The 19,758-nt window shown below is 41.5% G+C and carries 16 protein-coding genes and 1 tRNA gene; 5 read left to right on the top strand and 12 right to left on the bottom strand.

Annotated elements, in window-relative coordinates; translation table 11 throughout:
- Positions 1-3: 3 nt before the first annotated feature.
- Both L3V38_RS17100 and L3V38_RS17105 read right to left on the bottom strand, forming a co-directional pair.
- Positions 4-579, bottom strand: a complete 576-nt coding sequence (locus tag L3V38_RS17100; RefSeq protein WP_228074404.1) for a Crp/Fnr family transcriptional regulator — start codon at positions 577-579, stop codon at positions 4-6.
- Entirely contained in the window at positions 567-1,604 is a 1,038-nt protein-coding gene (locus L3V38_RS17105) for a nitronate monooxygenase (protein ID WP_237120121.1), read from the bottom strand. The genes L3V38_RS17100 and L3V38_RS17105 overlap by 13 nt, the downstream gene beginning before the upstream one ends.
- Before the next feature lie 165 nt (positions 1,605-1,769).
- Between L3V38_RS17105 and L3V38_RS17110 the strand changes: the two genes are divergently transcribed.
- Positions 1,770-3,146 (top strand): NAD-dependent succinate-semialdehyde dehydrogenase, encoded by a 1,377-nt coding sequence (locus L3V38_RS17110; protein WP_237120122.1) that lies wholly within the window; start codon positions 1,770-1,772, stop codon positions 3,144-3,146.
- Positions 3,147-3,196: 50 nt separating this feature from the next.
- Here the strand turns inward: L3V38_RS17110 and L3V38_RS17115 are convergent, their stop codons facing one another.
- The 3 genes from L3V38_RS17115 to L3V38_RS17125 all read right to left on the bottom strand — a co-directional run bounded on the left by L3V38_RS17115 (position 3,197) and on the right by L3V38_RS17125 (position 5,146).
- Complete coding sequence (locus tag L3V38_RS17115) at positions 3,197-4,270, bottom strand: endonuclease/exonuclease/phosphatase family protein (protein ID WP_237120123.1); 1,074 nt, start codon at positions 4,268-4,270, stop codon at positions 3,197-3,199.
- 17 nt (positions 4,271-4,287) lie between these two features.
- Positions 4,288-4,608 (bottom strand): hypothetical protein, encoded by a 321-nt coding sequence (locus L3V38_RS17120; protein ID WP_237120124.1) that lies wholly within the window; start codon positions 4,606-4,608, stop codon positions 4,288-4,290.
- A gap of 100 nt (positions 4,609-4,708) precedes the next feature.
- Positions 4,709-5,146 (bottom strand): hypothetical protein, encoded by a 438-nt coding sequence (locus L3V38_RS17125; RefSeq protein ID WP_237120125.1) that lies wholly within the window; start codon positions 5,144-5,146, stop codon positions 4,709-4,711.
- 303 nt (positions 5,147-5,449) lie between these two features.
- Here L3V38_RS17125 and L3V38_RS17130 point away from each other — a divergent pair, with 303 nt between their 5' ends.
- Positions 5,450-7,510: a TonB-dependent receptor gene (locus tag L3V38_RS17130; protein WP_237120126.1), complete on the top strand. Its 2,061-nt coding sequence runs from the start codon at positions 5,450-5,452 to the stop codon at positions 7,508-7,510.
- 135 nt (positions 7,511-7,645) lie between these two features.
- Positions 7,646-8,791, top strand: coding sequence for an MFS transporter (locus tag L3V38_RS17135; RefSeq protein ID WP_237120127.1), 1,146 nt, complete (start codon positions 7,646-7,648; stop codon positions 8,789-8,791).
- Positions 8,792-8,805: 14 nt separating this feature from the next.
- Here L3V38_RS17135 and L3V38_RS17140 read toward each other — a convergent pair whose 3' ends face one another.
- The 5 genes from L3V38_RS17140 to L3V38_RS17160 form a co-directional block, all read right to left on the bottom strand.
- Complete coding sequence (locus L3V38_RS17140; protein WP_237114845.1) at positions 8,806-9,216, bottom strand: GFA family protein; 411 nt, start codon at positions 9,214-9,216, stop codon at positions 8,806-8,808.
- A 1-nt stretch (position 9,217) separates the two neighbouring features.
- The gene (locus L3V38_RS17145) at positions 9,218-10,219 is read right to left on the bottom strand and encodes a fatty acid desaturase (RefSeq protein WP_237120128.1); all 1,002 of its coding nucleotides are present in this window, start codon (positions 10,217-10,219) and stop codon (positions 9,218-9,220) included.
- Positions 10,220-10,265: 46 nt separating this feature from the next.
- Positions 10,266-12,437: a GGDEF domain-containing phosphodiesterase gene (locus tag L3V38_RS17150; RefSeq protein WP_237120129.1), complete on the bottom strand. Its 2,172-nt coding sequence runs from the start codon at positions 12,435-12,437 to the stop codon at positions 10,266-10,268.
- Between the two features lie 672 nt (positions 12,438-13,109).
- Positions 13,110-13,194, bottom strand: a tRNA-Leu gene (locus L3V38_RS17155).
- 169 nt (positions 13,195-13,363) lie between these two features.
- Positions 13,364-15,022, bottom strand: coding sequence for an acyl-CoA dehydrogenase family protein (locus tag L3V38_RS17160; RefSeq protein WP_237120130.1), 1,659 nt, complete (start codon positions 15,020-15,022; stop codon positions 13,364-13,366).
- A 138-nt stretch (positions 15,023-15,160) separates the two neighbouring features.
- On the opposite strand from L3V38_RS17160, the gene L3V38_RS17165 reads away from it, so the two are divergent.
- On the top strand, positions 15,161-15,661 hold the full coding sequence (locus tag L3V38_RS17165; RefSeq protein ID WP_237120131.1) for an RDD family protein: 501 nt from the start codon (positions 15,161-15,163) through the stop codon (positions 15,659-15,661).
- A 59-nt stretch (positions 15,662-15,720) separates the two neighbouring features.
- On the opposite strand, the gene lptG is transcribed toward L3V38_RS17165, so the two are convergent.
- Positions 15,721-16,788, bottom strand: coding sequence for an LPS export ABC transporter permease LptG (gene lptG, locus L3V38_RS17170; RefSeq protein WP_062570145.1), 1,068 nt, complete (start codon positions 16,786-16,788; stop codon positions 15,721-15,723).
- Entirely contained in the window at positions 16,785-17,897 is a 1,113-nt protein-coding gene (gene lptF, locus L3V38_RS17175; protein ID WP_237120132.1) for an LPS export ABC transporter permease LptF, read from the bottom strand. The genes lptG and lptF overlap by 4 nt, the downstream gene beginning before the upstream one ends.
- Positions 17,898-18,219: 322 nt before the next feature.
- Here lptF and pepA point away from each other — a divergent pair, with 322 nt between their 5' ends.
- Positions 18,220-19,734, top strand: coding sequence for a leucyl aminopeptidase (gene pepA, locus L3V38_RS17180; protein WP_130150779.1), 1,515 nt, complete (start codon positions 18,220-18,222; stop codon positions 19,732-19,734).
- Positions 19,735-19,758: the final 24 nt, after the last annotated feature.

Below are 19,758 nucleotides of genomic sequence, written 5' to 3' on the forward strand. Positions count from 1 at the left end.
GCCTTAACTTAAGTTAAGACGCTTACGAATTCGTGATAATGAAATAGCGGAAATACCAATATACATTGCAACTTCTGTTAAGCTCAACTGAGCCAACCAATGGGGCTTTTTAGCAAGTAAATATTCATAACGTTGCTGTGGGGAGTTAAGTAATAAAAAGGCTTCCTTTGCTTCTTTGAATAACAACTGCTGGGTGACAAGTTGCTGCTTCATCATTTGATTCAAAGGCTGCTCAAGTAATGCAAGCGGTACTTTTATTACTTTAGCGTCACGAATGACTTTAAGCTGATAAAGAGCTGGCGTGTGTGTTAACCAATTTCCATAGAGCAAGGCAAATTCATCTTGAAAGTAAAACTCTTTGCACTTTTGCCCACCATTTTCACTCGCATGGAGTGCACCGAGTACACCCGATAAAATAAGATAACCATGAGTTTGCAGCGCTCCTTGCCTTAAAAGCACGTCATCACGCGCATAACGTTTTGTTGGATAACTCCCCGCTAATTGATGCTTTAATTGCTCTGCAAGTTGCTGGTAGCTATCTCCCAGTTCAAGTAACTGCGTATCCGTCAATCTTGCCATCCTTGCATTAGCAACTGAGTGATCTTTGCTGCGCTCACCCCATCACGGTTAATAAATTTTTCTCCGCACCAAAGGGGCGAAAAACCACTATCATTGTTTGCTTCTGCATGAGCTCGTAATGCCGTAATTGCGATCGATGCATAAGGAAAAGGAGGCACATGTTGAGGGATTGCGCCTAACTCTTTCATCACTCTATTCGTTATCCCACGTGCTGCACGGCCTGAAAATAAGGTCGTAAGTTCAGTGCTACCTGCTTGCTGAGACATTAATGCTTGGCGGTGTAACGAGCTTGTTGTTGCCTCTTCTGTTAGTAAATAAGCACTCCCCACTTGAACTGCAATCACGCCTAACTTTTGATACAAACTCACATCCTCTGGCGTTGCAATGCCCCCCGCTGCAATTGTTGGGATATCAAGTTCGACACAAGCACGAACCAACTCTTTGGTGGTCAGTTGCAATGATAAATCCATCGATAAAAAATGACCTCGATGACCACCAGCCTCAAGCCCTTGTGCTATTACAGCATCTGCCCCACTCTCAACTAACCATTTAGCTTCTGATAGCGTAGTTGCAGATGAAATCACCTTGCCACCCCACTTTTTAATTTGCGAAATAATAGCCACTTCAGGTAAGCCAAAATGAAAGCTGATCACTGGCGGCTTAAAAGGTGCTATCACATCAATAATGTCTTGATTAATTGGCTGGCGTGAGGCAACGGTTGAAAGTGCCGATGTATCAACATCAAACTCCTCTAGGTAAGGAGAAAGTAAGGTATGCCAAGCAGCTTGCTGCTGTTTTGTATAAGTTGGAGTATGGTGGCAAAAGAAGTTTAAATTGTAAGGCTTGTCAGTGGCATTACTTAAATACTCAAGCTCACTTACCAATTGCTCTTTAGATAGCATTGCACAAGGTAAAGACCCCAGCCCACCCGCTTGGCAAACAGCCTCTGCTAACCTTGCATTTTGTACTCCAGCCATGGGGGCTTGAATAATCGCCAATTCTGTATCGAAGTATGATTTTTTCATTGCCTATCCTTGTAAGTTTTGCATCTGTTTGCAGTTTTTACATAACCTGCTTATGAGCACTTGAGTAAATATAAAAATAAACCATAAAAAACAAACAGATAAATAAATATAAAAGTGGTGTTCGCCTTGCAGGTTACCCTTTACATTTTTTGTAAGGAGATAATGATGACTGACACTGTAACCACAATCAATCCGACTACAGAGCAACCTCTCGAAACATATACTCTCTTGTCTTTAGAAAAGGCGCAAGCAGAAGTAGATAAATGCCATGAAGCCTTTGAAGCATGGCGTGAAACATCATTAACTAAACGCGCAGAGCATCTCAATAAACTCGCCAGTATTATTGAGTCGAATAAGCAAGATATTGCACAGCTTATGACAGATGAAATGGGCAAGCTTTATCAGCAAGGTTTACAAGAAGTTGAGCTATGCGCTGCTATCTGTCGCTATACCGCTGAACAGGGCCCAAAAGTACTAGCGGATGAAAAGCGTGACATGCAAGGCGGCCATGCAATCGTTACCTATCAGCCAATAGGCGTTATTTTGGGTATTCAACCTTGGAACTTCCCGCTTTATCAAGTTATTCGTTATGCCTGTGCAAATATTATGGCGGGTAATACGACGGTATTAAAGCATGCAGGTAATGTATTTGGCATGGCTGAAAAAATTGAACAGCTATTTGCACAAGCAGGCTTCCCTGACTATTGCTTTAAAAATCTTTTAATCGATGGCAAAACGGCCAGTGAATTAATAGAACACAAAGCGATTCGTGGCGTTACGTTCACAGGCAGTGATGGCACTGGTAAAAAGGTTGCTGAACGCGCAGGAAAATATGTGAAGAAAACCGTCCTCGAACTTGGCAGTAACGATGCGTACGTAGTACTGGATGATGCTGATCTTGAAACCGCTATCAGCGCATGTACACAAGGTCGTCTAATTAATAACGGGCAAACCTGTGTGTCTGCAAAACGCTTTGTAGTTGTCGATGCGCTTTATAGTGATTTCAAAGCAATGATCAAAAAGCAATTTGAAAATACAAAAATGGGCGATCCTAATGAAAAAGATAGCGATTTAGGTCCGATGGCTCGTGAAGACTTGCGCGACAAGCTACATCAGCAAGTCAAAGAGTCTATTGAAGCGGGTGCTGAGGCGGTGGTGGGAGGTGAAATCCCCGAACGTGAAGGTTTTTATTATCCTGCAACTTTACTTGAAAATATCAAGCCTGGCATGCCAGCGTATGATGACGAACTGTTTGGCCCTGTTGCATCTCTTATCAAAGCCAAAGATAACGACGATGCTATGCGCATTGCAAACGACTCCCGCTATGGTCTAGGCGGTGGTATTTTCTCGAAAAATGAAAAGCAGGCTATTGAACTTGCCAAACACCACTTTGATACAGGCATGGTCAATATCAATGGCTATGGCTTGGCGCAACCAAATCTGCCTTTCGGTGGCGTAAAAGATAGCGGTTATGGCCGTGAGCATGGCGGTTTTGGATTACGCGAATTTGTGAATATAAAAACCGTTATGGTCAATGAATAACAACAAGGGCTCAATTGAGCCCTTTTCTTTTACTTACTATTAGTAGTGCTTTAATCATCGAACATGGGAACTTGGTGCTTCGATGCACTGGGCATTTTTAATTCCTCAACTGCCACATCTTCATCTATTCGCTCGGTTTGTTTTTGATTACACGCATTGGGTTTATAAACCAGCTCAGTAAGTAAAGCAAAGTGATCTGAACCATACTTAGCCAATCGCTCAATGCGTTTTACCGTAAAGTCATTACTGTGAAATAAATGGTCGAGCGGCCAGCGCATAAAGAAATATTCAGCATGAAAAGTATTAAAGAAACCGCGCCCTTTACGTGGATCTAAAAAGCCAGAAATCTTCATAAATAATCGCGTTGTACGAGACCATGCCACATCATTTAAATCACCGGCGACAATGCAAGGACGGCGTAGCTTTTTGAGTGCTTTGGCAAGAATAATAAGTTCAGTATCGCGAGTACGAGAGCTGTCTTCTTCGGTTGGACTAGGTGGTGCGGGGTGAATAAAGTGCCCTTGCATTTCAACGCCATCAGCGTCTTCAAATAAAATATGAATTGAGGGAATATCATCTTCAATCAACTCACAAATTTGATAGCATTTTATTTTATATTTACTGTATAAATGCATTCCGTAGCGATTATCTTTAGGGCAATATATTCGGTGCGGGTAATCGCTCTCAAGTCCTTTTAATTGCTGCTGCCAAATGATGTCTGATTCGAGCGTAATAAGTAGGTCGGGTTGGTGCTTATTAACTAATGAAATGAGCGCTTCATAGCGCTCATTAGACATCAGTACATTAGCCGACATAATACGAATGCTGTGTTCAGCATCCTTGGAACTGGCTAATACCTCCTGCTTAGCAAATGGTGTATAAGGGTAAATCCACTTCCCTTGTAGTAGCAAAATAATAATGCTTAAGAATACACAGCTAAGTGATAAAAACGACGATTGAGATATAACTAAGTAGCTTGAAGCTGCGCAGCAAAATGCCGCCAAATAAAACACTTGTAACCTAACAAAGTCACAGCTTCGCACCAAATAATGCTGGCAATATGACATAGGTAATAAGGTGATGATAAGTAATAGCGTCAACACACCGGTTAAAACATAAATCATACTGCTCCCACGTTTAGTTATCTGCTCAAAATAGAAATGATTTCTCGCGTATCTTCAACTAAGCGTACCACTGTCCCATCCACTTGGATAGAAATAAGACCATCTCTGTCGCGAGACTTAATAACCTTCCCATGGCGATAAATATCACGATCTAGGATATCTCCTTTACGGTATTTTTTCTGCCAACCTGGTGGGAGTTCTCCACCGCTAGCAACTTTCTTTTCCAAGCCAGGTGGTAAGCTCTTTCCCTTATTTTTCTCTTTATCTTTGTCTTTAGCCTGCACACCAGTGGTGATAACAGCTAAACCCACAGCAAAAACCATTAATAGCGTTCTCATATGAATGCTCCTTTTAGTTAACCTTCTTAAGCCTAGCAATGAATGCTGAACACGCAGTGAAATTTCATAAAAAAAGCCGCATAAGCGGCTTTAAACATAATTAGCGGTGGCGCGAAACAATGGATAGAATTTCACGCGTATCGTGAACAAGATGAATAAGGCGATCGTCAATTTCTATCGCAATAATGCCATTTCTATCACGGCGCTTGATTACTCGGCCATGACGATAAATATCACGGTCTAAAATATCACCATGATGGTAGCGTTTATACCAACCCGGCGGTAAACGACCACCATGCCCTACTTTCTTATAAAGACCAGGCGGTAAGTCACGATAACTATAGCGATCATATCTATCGTAATGTTCATGATGCTTATGATGTTTTTTATACTTATAGTACTTTTTGTGTTTATGATGCTTTTTACGTTCGTGTTTGTGCTCATATCTATCATGATCACGATCATGCCTAGCACTTGCTTCTGCAGGTATTAAACTCAAACCTAACACAGCCAAAGAGATAGTAATTATTTTGTTCATAATAGAGACCCTCTACGTTTGCTCTTGTTACAAAAGCCTAACGTTTGCGACTGAATCATAGATGAAGGATTACAATTAAAAAACCTTACTACTTACATATCAACAAGTTAAAAAACCAACATTTACACTTCTTTAAACTTAAACTGCGCTCTGATACTTATTGTTGCTCTTTTTGAATCAAATATCCCTTTCATAGCAATCGCAGGAACATTACTTAAGTAAGGCCATTAACCTCGAATACTTTTACCTACTTCAAAAAGCAGTTACCCTCTATTTTTTGTTGTAATTAACCTAAGGGCGTTCATGAAATTATTATTCCTCCCAGCACTCACTGGCTTACAACTTTTAAGTTTACAGTCATATGCAGCGACAACTGAACTTGAGCATATTACGACAACTGCCTCTCGCACAGAGGTGCTTGCCGATCCTCTGCCCGTTGTTGTGAGTAATATTTCAAAACAGCAATTAGCACTCATTGCACCAACCCATATTGAACAAGCCCTTAAGCAAGTTGCTGGTGCAAATCTTCAACACGGCAATGGCCAAGAGTATTTACCCGCTCTACGTTCGCCTGTTTTTTCTGGTGCCGGTGCATGCGGTGGCTTACTTACGGCTGAAGATGGCATACCGCTGCGTGCTGCAGGTTTTTGTAACATTAACGAGTTATTCGAAGCACACACAGAAATGGCCGAGCGTATTGAGATATTAAAAGGCCCAGGTTCTGCACTTTATGGCTCAAATGCAGTGCATGGGGTGATCAACGTGATCACCCCTGATTCGACCTACGATCATAACCGATTTGGTTTTGATTACGGCTCGTTTGGCTACACTCGTTACAAACTAGGTTCTGGCCATGATTTTGGTCAACAAGGTTTTGGCATCAATGCCAGTATTACGCGCGATACTGGCTATCGAGATGACGAAGGGGTTGACCAAGAAAAAGTATCATTACGCCACCGTTTCGATGGTGCAAACTTAACAGTTAATAGTGGCTTGACGTACACCCACTTAGATCAACAAACAGCAGGTTATATTGAGGGCTTTGAAAGCTATAAGGATGAGGATATTGCGCAATCAAACCCAAACCCTGACGCCTTTCGTAAAGCACGTTCTTTACGTATATGGTCAAAAATAAATTGGTCTAGGGATGAGAATAATACCTTTACGTTTACACCTTATATTCGCGACCAAAGCATGACCTTTTTTAAACACTTTTTACCAGGTACACCGCTTGAAGAAAATGCCCAGCAAGGTGTTGGTTTGCAATCAAGTTGGCAACATAAGTTAAGTGATTCAAGTCATTTAACTATGGGTTTTGATGGTGAGCTTACTGATGCTGATTTTTTACAATATCAAGATAGCCCAACTGAAGGCTCAGCATTCTTAGTTGCTACAGTCCCTCAAGGAAAACATTACGATTATCAAGTAACAAGTACCTTATTGGCGCCCTTCATTAACCTTGACTGGCAATTGAATGACTTACTCATTAGCCTTGGCGGTAGATACGAACGTATGCGCTATGATCATCAAAATCAAATGCTCGCTGGACGCACTAAAGAAGACGGAACACAGTGCACAATGGGCGGGTGTCGCTACTCTCGCCCTGCAAGTGGTGTTAATCGCTTTACTAACTTTTCACCGAAGCTTGGCTTAAGCTATCAATATGCTGATAACCAGTTTTTCTACGCCAATGCTTCTGAAGGTTACCGAGCACCGCAAGCGGCTGAGCTTTATCAGTTGCAACGCGAACAAAATGTGGCAGATCTTAAGTCTGAAATAGCTAAAAACTTAGAGCTTGGTTTAAAAGGCCAACAAGCAAAGCTGCATTATGTATTGAGCATTTACGCCATGAACAAAAAGAACACAATTTTCCGCGACAGTGATTTTTATTATGTCAATGATGGTCAAACTCAACATCGTGGAATTGAGCTTGAACTTGCCTATGCCATCACATCAAGCCTATCGATGCAGTTTGCCGCGAGCCATGCCAAGCACACTTACAGTTACAATCAAATGCTCGGTGGGGTTAATATCAATGGCAATCTTATTGATACCGCACCACGTAACATCGCAAACTTGCAGCTACTTTGGCAAGCAAACGACATGACACGTATTGGGCTTGAGCTGCATACCACTAGCAGCTACTTTACAGACCCCGAAAATCAGCACAGCTATGAAGGCCACTCTCTTGTTAATTTAAGAGCCGCATGGCAGCTCACTCCTAAGCTTACAGTGACTGCGCGAATTAATAACCTTACTGATGAACATTATGCAGAGCGCGCTGACTACACAACCTTTAGCGGTGACCGTTACTTTCCAGGTCGGCCACGCAATGCAATGTTATCAGCAAGTTACCAGTTTTAAGTAACCGCATTATTTTGTTAGCTGTCTCATAGTTGACACACGCTGTTTAGTAATTAGGTATGATAGTAATAACTTTTACCTAATCGGCTAAACAGCGTGTCATCCTCTCAAAACCTAATTAACAAAGCGCTATTGGTGCTAGGCATTTTTCTGATTGCGGCTTGCCTACGCGCGCCGATTACTGGCATTGCTCCCGTACTCGAACAAATAATTGAGCAGTTTCACTTAACTGCTTCTCAAGCGGGTATGCTGACTACATTACCACTCATCGCCTTTGCGGTTGCTTCTCCGATGGCTGCTGGGCTTGCAAAAAAATGTGGCCTTGAGCTGTCGCTGTTTATTGCCCTGCTCTTGATAGGCGCAGGCGTGATGTCACGCATCATAAATTCTGCCAATATTTTGTTTATAGGCACCGCAGTGATTGGGGTCGGTATTGCAATTGGTAATGTTTTGTTGCCAAGCCTGATTAAACGTGACTTTCCGCATAAAGTTGCAGTGATGACATCAAGCTACGTGTTGGCAATGGGTATATTTGGTGGCAGCTACTCAACACTTATCATTCCACTTGCAGAGTATAAAGAACTAGGCTGGCAGATAGCACTGGCAAGTTACGCGCTGTTAGTTTTACTTGCTGTGCTAGTTTGGTTACCACAACTTAGACAGCACACCATGCCCAAAGAAACATCAATATCGAATGCGACACAAAATAGAGTCTGGCATTCGTCATTGGCATGGCAAATAACACTTTTACTCGGCTTTAACTCGTTTTTCACTTATATCATGCTTGGCTGGTTACCGAGCATTCTGGTTGAAGGTGGCCATAGTGCGCAACATGCTGGCGCACTACAAGGCGCTTTCCAAGCTGCTTCTGCGCTGCCAGGTATTGTACTTATTCCATTACTTGCAAAGTTAAAAGATCAACGCATTCTTACGCTAAGCCTTGCCCTATTAGGCGCACTTTGCTCATTCGGGTTGCTCACTACGCCTAGCTTTGCCTTACTTTGGTCTATTACTTTAGGCTTTTGTTCAGGTGCCTGTTTTATTTTGGGTTTATCGTTTGTCAGCCTACGCACGCACAATGCACTACAAGCGGCGGCACTCTCTGGGATGGCACAATGTATCGGTTATTTATTAGCCGCAACAGGGCCTATTGTTGCAGGCGCGCTACATAGCTACTTTAATAGTTGGGCCGGAGCACTTTGGCTATGTATTGCATCAAGTCTGTTGTGTGCTTTGTTTGGTTACTTAAGTGGCCGAAATATCACTATCGGCCAACAGTAAAAATAAAATCGCAGCTATTTAGGTGTGGTTTCAAAGGCGCTCATATTACTTAGGTTATCTAGCCAAGGCTTGTGTGAGCGATACCAAATATGGGCTTTTGGAATAAGCTCATCGGCTTGCTCTACTGCACCGAGCCGTAAGCCATAAACACGTTCGCCTTCGCCCACTGAAGTAGCGTACAAGGCCGTACCACAGTTAGCACAAAACCCTTGTGCTCGCTGATTGCCACTTTCGGCAATTTTTATATATTCTTTTGGTGCAGCTGCTGTGAAAGTCACCGCATCAGGTTTAGATACAACCACAGTACGAAAAGGCGCACCCGAGATAATTTGACAGTCAGTGCAGTGGCAATTAATCACTTTATTTTCATCAACTTCAGCGCGGTATGTTACTTCACCGCAATGACAACGACCGGTTATGTGCATATTAAACTCCCTCTTTATTTACTGGGTATCGATTAGCCAGCTTGATGCTATTTAAATCATTAAAGCGTACTCCGTACTGTTTCATAACAGGACGTATTTTTTTACTAATTAACTGGCGAATATAAAAGGGTTGATTGGGCACAAAATGATGAATAGTGTGAGTGCGCCCAAAGTCAAAGCAAAACAATTGAAATGGTAAAAACCAACGGCTACTTATAACATGTGTTTGCTCAAGTACATTGTTAACTCCACCATAGTAATGCATAGAAGAGGTAACAAGGTTAAGTGATATCGAGCGAATGATATTTGGCAAGATAAGAACAACCATGAGAAATTCAGCACCAGCAAGCAAGTGAACGCCCCATATTGGTAAGGCGAAAGGGCTAAAAAACTGCACACCATAATAACCAATCAGGCCATATAAAATAGCAAAGTATGCTGTCGCGATTGGAAAACCAGCATTAAATACTCGCAAAAACTTAAAACCTCTAATTTCTTTACTAAAGCGTTGACTATTAATAAGCAAACCAAGTAGCCCGTCACTGATCACAACCGCTCTTAGAAATGGGTTTTTGATACCATTGCCAACAAGACGCTCTTCTAAATCTTGCTCGGTTCCTGAAACTTTGTGATGGTGTAAGTGAATTTTACGCCGATACCAAGGGTTTACCGTATTTGGGCGCATTAACCACACTGTTAACATCATAAAATTATGTATAAGCGGCTGTTTGCTAAAGTATTGCTTATGAATGAGATCGTGCTCAAGTTCATGGGATATTGAGGTTATAAAAGCAGCTAAAATAATGCACAACCAAGCGGGAATGAATGCGTAATAATAAAGTAGCGCAACACCAACTAGAGCAAATAATGATAAAAATAAAATACCTAGCGCAATGCCATTTTGCTTTTGCAACACTGGATACCGTGCTCTAAGTTGCTGCTCTTCAACTTTTATAGCCGCGACAATCGCTTGAATGTTTTGCTTTGCGGTTAATTTTGACATACATCAATGTGCTCTTTTCGTAATGGCAAAATCATACCGCGAATAGTCAATGCTCTCTAGTTAATTGTGTTAAAAATGCTTGTATTTCATCGCCTGGAAGAGGCTTTGAAAAATAATAACCTTGAATAAAGTCACACCCTGCCTCTTTCAAAACTGCCAACTGTTGTTGCAATTCAACACCTTCAGCAACCACTTTAATACCAAGCACTTGGCTCATTTGTATTATCGACTTAACCAATGCTTCATCACCTGAGTTAGTATGTATTTCGTCAATGAATGATTTATCAAGCTTTAAAACATCAACAGGAAAACGACGTAAATAACTCAACGACGAGTAACCAGTCCCAAAGTCATCCAAAGAGATTAAACAGCCAGCAGATTTAAGCTGAGTTAATACTTCAAGGTGATTAGTATTTTCTGGAGCAAGCACGCTTTCAGTTAATTCAAAAGAAATTTGTGACGGATTGACGTTCTGTTCAGTAATGATCTCAAGCCATGCGTTGCGGTGCGGATTAAACTCAGTAAACTCAAACAACGAGCGATTTACATTGAATACAAATTGATTATAGCCTTGTGCTTCTAGATATTTTATTTGTTGGCACGTTTTTCGAAGAACAAGCTCACCCAATTCAATGATCACACGAGACTCTTCAGCTAATGGGATAAACACGGCGGGTGATACCCACTGCCCTTGATTGCACCAGCGAACTAGACTTTCAAACTTTGCAACCGTGTTACTTTGAACATCGATAATAGGTTGAAAGTGGACTTCTAACTCATCATTCTTAACAGCTTGAGTTAATTGCTCAACCAGTAAGTTGTGCTTTTTTACTTTATCATCCATTTCCTTGCAAAAGTGCAAGAACGGCGCACCAACTTGCTTGGCGTTTAACGTGGCCAACTCTGCCTGCCTCACTAACCGGCGAGCGATTTTTTCAACTTTGTCTTGTGATGATATTGATTTTGCTTGCTGATACGTACTCGCTCCCAACGTCACCGACACTTGTTGGCTAATCCCACCGATTAAAAAAGGCTCCACTAACAAGGCTGAAACCTGCTTGCATACAAGCTCTAACTCACTTACTTGCTGATAAGTTTGTAGTACGGCAAAACTATCACCATCAATACGTGAAAAAGCACATTCTTTAAAGCTGCTTTCCAATCGCTCGGCTAGCTGGCACAACACCTTATCACCAAAGCTCAAGCCATAAACCGTATTAATATCTTGAAACTTATCTACATCAAAATAAATAACCGCTAAATTAGTACTCTCTTCATCTTGATAGGACAACGAAGAAACTAACTCGGATATGCGCTCTTTGAAATAGAAGCGATTTGTTAGGCCGGTTAATTGATCATGGTTAGCATGAAAATAGATTTTTTGTTCTGCTTCCTTCTTCTCGGTAATATCGAGAATAAACGCGACATAACAGATTTCACCATTCGTTTGCATTTGAGTGATTGATAAAAACTGAGTGTAAAGAGTACCCTGTTTCGTTTTGTTTGTTATCTCCCCTGACCATTTACCTTTTTTATCTATTTGATGCCACATAGCGCGATAAAAATGTTGATCATGTTGGTTGGAGCTTAATATTTTCGGGTTTTGCCCTAGCACTTCATCAAGGGTATACCCCGTCATTTTTGTAAAGGCAGTATTTACGTAAGTGATTTCGACATTTTTATTACAAATAAAAATTGCTTCATGGCTTTGTTCTATAAGTTGATTTGCAAAATCTAGCTTAGCAATAAAGCGATCTTTATCTATTTCACGTTGAATTAAGCCTGTGAATAAAGAAAAAAAGGATTCAACCTGAAGCGCATCACCTATCTCATGCTGAAAAAGAGCCACTAAAATCGTGTCGGTTTTACCTGATAAACTTTGTAATGGCACACCGACGTAAGCTTCAATTCCCATATCTACGAGTAGGCGATCATCTGGAAACAATGCTTGCACACCCGAGCTGTAGCTTGAAATGCCGCCACACCTAACATCATTACATGGAGTACAGCGAATATCATAGCTAATGTTATCCACTATTTCGTCATACGCAGCCAGTGCAATTGTTGATGCATGCATTGTCGATTCATCAACTTGGGCTAAAAAAACATGAGATGCACCAAGTACTTCCGACAGTGAAAGGCATATTGCATTATAAAAGTTTTCACTTTTAAGATTAGATATACTTTCAACGATACGCTTTAAGTCGTATGTCCCCACGCTTTGCCACCCTACCGATTTTGTGCACTAAGTGATTGACTTCACTTAAACTTCAGGCTGCAAATTGTAATATAAGATGAGTATAAACACCATGCTACCCTAGTCTAAAACGATTACTTTGCATACAAATAAGCACACTTATTTTAAGGTTATTAAAATACTAAGCACCGTTTACATTTATTCGTTTATAAATAGAACAAAACGAGCGTGAGAAAAAATTAGCTGGTAAGCTCTGAAGCTATCTGAAAGTCACAAATAGGCTTGCACTGTATTTTCTTACTAGCATAAAAAAACCTAACCAATTGGCTAGGGTTCAAAAGTGGTACCAGTAGACGGACTTTTACTTGCTTTAGTGCCACACCCGCGTGGCGCTTAAGACCGCACACCACTTTTTCAGGCATAAAAAAACCCCAGCAAAACTGCTGAGGTCATAAAAGTGGTATCAGTAGACGGACTTTTACTTGCTTTAGTGCCCCGCCTCGCGTGGCACTCAAGTCCGCAAACTACTTTTTCAGGCATAAAAAAACCCTAACCAATTGGCTAGGGTTCAAAAGTGGTACCAGTAGGCGGACTTTTACTTGCTTTAGTGCCTCGCCCCGCGTGGCGCTTAAGTCCGCACACTACTTTTTCAGGCATAAAAAAACCCCAGCAAAACTGCTGAGGTCATAAAAGTGGTACCAGTAGGCGGACTTGAACCGCCACGCCCGAAGGCAACGGATTTTGAATCCGTCATGTCTACCAATTCCATCATACTGGCTTCATTTTTCTTTCACCTTCTAAACACGAGAAGATAAAGAAAAACCACTTTAGAGCAAAAGCTTATTTACTGCCTTTGTCTCTATGCCAAGCATTATACAAAGAATGGGTATGGCAGCAAGCGTTTTATTCGTCTTGCCCTTTCAACCGAACAATTAATATACAAATTATTAACTTTGATGTTTTGGCATCATTCGCAGGACGATAGCCTCACAATCAATCTCGTGGCTCAAGCAACCATACTGCGAAAACCCTGTTCCTTTTAAGCGGCTTTTAACAAACGCATCAGCGATAATTGGCTCGCCAAATTGTAGCAAGGTTGCGGCTTGCCAAAGCTGTGCTAGGTGCTCCATTATACGCCGAGCATGCATTTCCATGTGTTTAGCTTCATTGAGCATAAGCTTTAATTCATCAAGTTTAATCGCAAACTCTTCGTTAAGTGTTCGCGCTTTCTCAAGTTCATTTATAAGTGCTTTTAACGACTCAGGCTCACGCTTAAAAACGCGTAATAAGTCTAAGCACTGTACATTACCTGAACCTTCCCAAATAGAGTTAACCGGTGCTTCTTTATAAAGACGACTAGTGACATTGTCCTGCACATAACCCACGCCTCCAATACACTCCATCGCCTCATAGGTATGTTGAATAGCACGCTTACAAATCCAGTATTTGCCAATCGCGGTGGCACTTCGAACCAATAACACTTCACTGTTATCATTTTGATTATCAAGGGCATGAGCTATACGCATAGAGATTGCCAAAGCAGCTTCAGCCTCGATTGCTAAATCAGCCAGTACATTTAACATGAGAGGTTGTTGGTGTAAATTTTTACCAAATACACTTCGCCCAGCGGTATGCCATATCGCTTCTTTTACAGCTTGAAGCATTAACGAGCTCGAGCCTAACATACAATCGTAACGAGTGAGTGCCACCATTTGAATAATAGTAGCAATACCTCGTCCTGGTTCACCTAAAAGCCAACCATGCGCACCCCTGAATTCTATTTCTGAACTGGCGTTCGATTGATTACCTAACTTATTTTTTAAGCGCTGAATATACATGGCATTTTTTTCGCCATTTTCGAGCCACCTAGGCACTAAAAAGCATGAGAGTTGTTTTTCATCCGTATTTGCAAGCACTAAGAATGCGTCACTCATAGGCGCTGAGCAAAACCACTTATGCCCCTCTAAGCTATAAAGCTCACCTGCTCCAGCAGTCGTTAATGGCGCAGCTTTTGTAGTATTTGCACGCACATCAGAACCACCTTGTTTTTCGGTCATTGCCATACCAATAGTAACACCTTGTTTTTCAAACCAAGGTTTATTGCCGCCATCGTAGTGCTTTGAAAGTATTTTTGGCAGCCACTTTTGTGCCACATTGGCTTGGCTGGCAATCGCTGGCACACTGGCAAAGGTCATGGTTAGGGGGCAACCTGAGCCTGGATCTGCATGATTGTGCAGCACCGCCATTACAGCTCTTACTACATGACTGCCAGGCTTTTTTTGCTGCCAAGGTAAAGCGCAATGCCCTTGCTCAATAGCATGCTGCATTAATTGGTGGTAACTCGGGTGATAGTCAACTTGATCTATGCGTTCGCCAAACCGACTGTGAGTCGTTAGTTCAGGTAAGTGCTTGTTTGCTAAGAATCCAGCTTTTAATAGTGTACCACCCACTTGCTCCCCAAATGCCGTTAGATGCGCAGTGCCCCACTGACCTGAAAATTGCTTTTGCCAATATTTCAAAACATCATCGGCTTGATAAACATTATAGTTTTCTAATGGTTGAGGCTGATTAAAAACATGATGAGTTTCACTTTTTGAAATAGACATTGTGTGTGCTCTTTTTATTATTTTCTCAACTATAGCAGGTCAGACCTGTTTGTCGAATTACTAAACAATCGCTAAGTATTTCTTGTTTTGTGAGTACTTTGCTAAACTACGGCGCAATTTAATTGGATGAGATTGTCTATGTCAGCTGAGTTTCCACGTGCCGGTTTTTGGCGCCGTTTTGCTTCTTTAATCTACGATACATTAGTTGTCATTGCTTTTGCGATGCTGACAACTGTGCTTTATCTACTTGCTATTCAAGCTTTAATTTCGCTAGACATATTAGCTATTGGAGATGCAGAAGATGTCTCAGCTTATATTCAAAACTCGCCACTTCTTTATGGGATTCGCAGCGCTTTATTGGTATTAGTGAGTGTCGCTTTCTTTAGCTATTTTTGGGCTAAAAGTGGCCAAACGATTGGTATGCGCGCATGGCGTTTAAAAGTACAAACACTCGATGGTAATCTAATAAGCTGGCCTCAGGGCGCTCTTAGAGCAATTAGCGCACTACTGGGGTTGGGTAATTTAGTGGTATTAATTGATTTTAAAAATAAGCGGGCACTGCAAGATTATGTAGCTAAAACAGAAGTGATCACGCTTACAAAAGAAGAAAACAAGCGCATTTATCGCTCATTAGATTAAGCTACATACAAGCACAAAAAAAGCGTGGCTTCAAAACCACGCTTTTTTTGTGCTGAGTGTTACACTCGTTTGTTCAATAAATAGGTTGCAAAACCAATAAACAAGATACTTGGCAACACGGCTCCTATTACGGCAGGTATTTGATAAACCATGACAACAGGGCCAAAAATTTCGTTTGTTAGGTGAAAAGTGATCCCCGTTATAACACCCATGATGATGCGTGCGCCCATAGTTACTGTGCGTAGCGGGCCAAAAATAAACGATAAAGCCACTAATAACATTACTGCGATAGATATCGGCTGCATAAATTTACGCCACAACGCAAGCTCATATGTACTTGTGTCTTGCTCATTTTGTTGTAAATAACTTAAATAAGACCAAAGCCCTGTAAATGAAAGTGACTCTGGTTTTACAGATACTACCCCCAACTTTTCGGCCGTCAGCTGTGAGTCGTAAAACTCTTCATCTTGCTGTTCTGTGGTGATTTTTTCTGGCGTGATCTTCACTTTATTTACATCGCGAAGTAGCCAACCATCTTGACGGTTAACTGCTTCTTCAGCTTTAGTGATTTGCGTTAATTGCAAAGATTTATCGAAGTGATACATATGAACACCACGTAAAATACCTTGCTGATCAACGTCTTCTATATTAATAAAATTGCTACCATCTTTTGCCCATACACCTTGCTGAGCACTAAATACATCACCACCGTAAATAGCATGGTTACGTATCTCTTTGGCTTTTAACTGCGCTTCTGGCGCACCCCACTCACCTAAGGCCATCATACAAATAGCCATGAACATAGCGGTTTTCATTACAGAGGCAATAATTTGCAAGCGCGACATTCCCGCAGCTTGCATAACAACTAACTCACTATTTGATGCCAGTGCCCCCAGTCCTGTTAAACCACCAATGAGCGCAGCCATTGGAAAAAATATAACTAAATCACCCGGCATGCTATACAAGGTGTAGATAAGTGCAGTCGCAATATCGTAACTACCACGACCAACCGATTTAAGCTGCTCAATAAACTTTATTAACGTACTGATACCAACCAGCACCATTAATGCAAAACCTGTTGTTTGAATAATGCTGCGGCCCAAGTACCAATCGAGTGTTTTCATCATGCGCTTAACTCCCGCTTAGTCACAACAGCCTTTAACCAAGCGCCAAGTGGGCGACCCTTAATAATCAATAATCCACCTATGAATAATGCTGATAAATGAATCCACCAAAGACCTATTGAAGGAGGGATTTTGCCATCTTCAACTGCAAACTTAGCCGCATTTAATAAAATAAAGTAACCCAAATATAAGCTGATCGCAGGCACTAGTTTAGCAAATTTACCTTGGCGTGGATTAACAACACTTAAAGGCACTGCTAGCAAAGTAAGTAAAGGTATTGAAAGCGGTATAGCAATACGCCATTGCCATTGCGCGATTGCCTCAGAAGTTTTCATTTTAAATAAATCAAAAGTAGGAACCGCTTCTAGCTTACGGCGTTGGTGCTCAATTTCTTGATCTTGAATTTGTACACTGTAACCATCAAACTCTGTTAGATTTAAAGCAGCTGACTCGCCATCTGTTTCGTAGCGCTTACCATCGTTAAGAACAAGTTGTTGCTCGCCATTTTCTTGTTCAATAACAACACCACGCTCTGCATAAACTAAACGTGCTAAATCACCTTTTTCACGATCAGGTAACTGCGCAACAAATACTTTATGTAGCTCTTTACCGCCATTTTCGATGTTGTGAATAAACACGACTGCTTTTTCGTTACCGGTTTGTTGAAAACGTCCCGCCCTTAGTGCTGATAAACCGGCATCCGCTTTTGCCTGCTCTTTTAACTGGTATTCTTGTTCGCTTGCCCACGGAGCAACATATAAGGTTAATACACCCGCTAGTATGGCAAGAACCACGCTTGAAATAAGTGTTACACGTACCACATACCACTCACTCACTCCACATGCCTTAAGCACGGTCATTTCACTGTCAGCATAAATGCGGCTATAGGCTAATATAATCCCCAAGAAAATACTTAGAGGTAGAATAAGCGAGGCAAGCTGAGGGAGCTTTAGCGCGATCATGGATAGTACAAGTTTTGCAGGAAGTCCCCCTTCGGAGGCATCCCCTAAAATAACAACAAACTTTTGTGACACAAAAATGGTCATCAAAGTTAGAAATACGGCGACCTGCGACTTTAAGACTTCAGTGGTCAAATAACGAAAAATTAGCAATGCTCGCCCCTGTTAAACATCGTGTTTCACTGGAATAGTAAGAAATTTTGAGTAAACTAGTTATTTTACTCACTTTATTATATGCCATCATAGTGAAATATCATACCTAGCAAGAACATATAATCTTGCATAAATGGTACAGATGGCCTCAATTATGTGATATTGATATTCACAATAAGATAAAGTTCAAAAACACGTAAATAGAGTCATAGTTTATGAGCTAATATTAGTATTAATAAACTAAAAAATGTAAGAAAGGACTAAAAAATGAATTTCTTGCCCTTATTTTTAAAGGTTAAATGACTCAACACTAGGAGTGACAATGGAATTTAGCGTAAAAAGTGGTAGTCCAGAAAAGCAACGTAGCGCATGTATTGTAGTTGGCGTTTATGAGCCACGTCGTTTATCCCCCATTGGTGAGCAGCTAGATAAAATTAGCGATGGTTATATCTCTAACTTACTTCGCCGCGGTGATCTTGAAGGAAAGCCAGGGCAAGTATTATTACTACATCATGTACCTAATGTACTGAGCGAACGTGTATTGCTGGTTGGCTGTGGTAAAGAACGTGAGTTAGATGACAAGCAATATAAACAGATCATCTCTAAAACAATTAATACACTAAACGAAACCGGTTCGATGGAAGCGGTATGCTTTTTAACAGAGCAACATGTTAAAAGTCGTGACACCTATTGGAAAGTGCGTCAAGCAGTTGAAACAACACAAGATTGCCTATACACCTTCAATCAACTGAAAAGTAAAAAAAGCGACCCTCGCCGTCCACTACGTAAAATCGTTTTTAACGTACCAACACGTCGCGAGTTAACGATTGGCGAAAGTGCAATTGAGCATGGCCTAGCCATCGCAGCGGGTAGCAAATTATGTAAAGACGTTGCCAATATGCCACCAAATATCTGTAATCCAGCGTATTTAGGTGAACAAGCACAAGAAATTGCTGATAACTTCGATAATGTAACGGTTGATATTATCGGCGAAGAAAAAATGGCAGAGCTGGGCATGAATTCATACCTAGCAGTGGGCCGTGGCAGCGCAAATGAATCGGTTATGTCGGTAATTAACTATCAAGGTGGCGACAAAGATCAAGCGCCAATCGTGTTAGTGGGTAAAGGCTTAACCTTTGACTCAGGTGGTATTTCAATCAAGCCAGGCGAAGCCATGGATGAAATGAAATACGACATGGGTGGTGCAGCGGGTGTTATTGGTACGATGCGCGCATTAGTGCAAATGCAGTTACCTATTAACGTTGTCGGTGTTTTAGCGGGCTGTGAAAACATGCCTGGCTCAAATGCTTATCGCCCTGGTGACATTTTAACAACTATGTCGGGTCAAACAGTTGAAGTGTTAAACACCGATGCCGAAGGCCGTTTAGTACTGTGTGATGCACTCACTTATGTTGAGCGTTTTGACCCTGATACCGTAGTTGACGTAGCAACGCTAACCGGCGCGTGTATTATTGCGCTGGGTTCACATGCCACAGGTTTACTATCAAACCACAACCCTCTTGCCCATGACCTACTTAAAGCGTCTGAGCAAAGTGGCGATCGTGCATGGCAGCTACCGCTTTGGGATGACTATCAAGAGCAACTTGAAAGCCCATTCGCTGATTTCACCAACTTAGGTGGTCGTGCTGCAGGTACGATTACAGCTGCATGCTTCTTATCTAAATTCACCAAAAAATATAACTGGGCGCATTTAGATATCGCAGGTACAGCATGGCGCAGCGGCGGTAAAAACAAAGGTGCAACCGGTCGTCCGGTACCTATGCTGACTCAGTATTTACTGAACCGCGCAGGCGTGAGTGAAGCAAGTCACGACTAAGCCTTATCGCAAGCTTACAACTAA

Source organism: Pseudoalteromonas sp. L1 (assembly GCF_021728095.1).
GTDB lineage: Bacteria > Pseudomonadota > Gammaproteobacteria > Enterobacterales > Alteromonadaceae > Pseudoalteromonas.